Origin of the sequence: Leucobacter sp. M11 (assembly GCF_035726885.1) — a bacterium.
Taxonomy (GTDB): Bacteria; Actinomycetota; Actinomycetes; order Actinomycetales; family Microbacteriaceae; genus JAPFRB01.
Window position 1 is genome coordinate 719,138 of record NZ_JAPFRB010000002.1, and the last position, 733, is coordinate 719,870.

Below are 733 nucleotides of genomic sequence, written 5' to 3' on the forward strand. Positions count from 1 at the left end.
TCACCCGGTGCCGCGCGGTCAGACCGGCCCCCGCGGCGAGGGCGGGGCCGGTCAGGCCGAGCACGAGCACGGTCACCCCGATCAGGGCGGGGCCGCTCACGGGCGCGTCTCCAGCGCGCAGCCCGAGGCGCGCAGCGCGATCACGCTCAGGATCCCCGTCCCGGGACGGGCCGTCAGCGTCACGCAGAGCAGATCCTCGTCGCGATGCAGGGAGCGCTGCACGCCCGCGGGCACGCCGACGCCGGCCGCCAGGTCCGCGAGGCGGCGCTCCGCGGCCCCCGGATCGCCCCGCGCGCTGGCCCGCGCGATGTCCGAGGCGGCCGAGGCCAGCACCAACCGCTGGGCGGCCAGCTGGAGCCCGCCCAGCGCGAGCCCGAGGACGAGCAGCACCGAGGGGAGCACGACCGCGAACTCGGCCGTCGCCGAGCCCTCCTCCCGGCCCGGGTGTGGCCCCGCGCGTGGCCGCTCAGCCCGCGGAGCCGAGCGCACGCTGGACCAGCCCGACGAGGAAGCCGCGCACCTCGTCCGACTGCATGATGATCACGAGCAGCCCCGCAAAGCCGACCGCGGCCATGATCACGACCGCGTACTCCGCGGTCGCCGCGCCCGATTCGTTGCCCAGCGCGCCCCGGAGCCTCCGGGCCAGCCCGCGCCAGCGGCCGGGCTTACGAGCGGAGACAGGCGCGGGAGTGGGCGCGGAGTGGGGCTCGGGGCTGGAGCCGGGAAGCGTCCC

2 protein-coding genes are annotated in these 733 nt (G+C 77.9%); both read right to left on the bottom strand.

What is annotated here, in order from left to right:
• Window positions 1-96: 96 nt before the first annotated feature.
• Window positions 97-489, bottom strand: a complete 393-nt coding sequence (locus OOT08_RS07865; RefSeq protein WP_325092046.1) for a TadE family type IV pilus minor pilin — start codon at window positions 487-489, stop codon at window positions 97-99.
• Window positions 467-733, bottom strand: a 267-nt coding sequence (locus tag OOT08_RS07870; RefSeq protein WP_325092048.1) for a DUF4244 domain-containing protein, incomplete at its 5' end; no start/stop codon positions are given. The genes OOT08_RS07870 and OOT08_RS07865, both read right to left, overlap by 23 nt.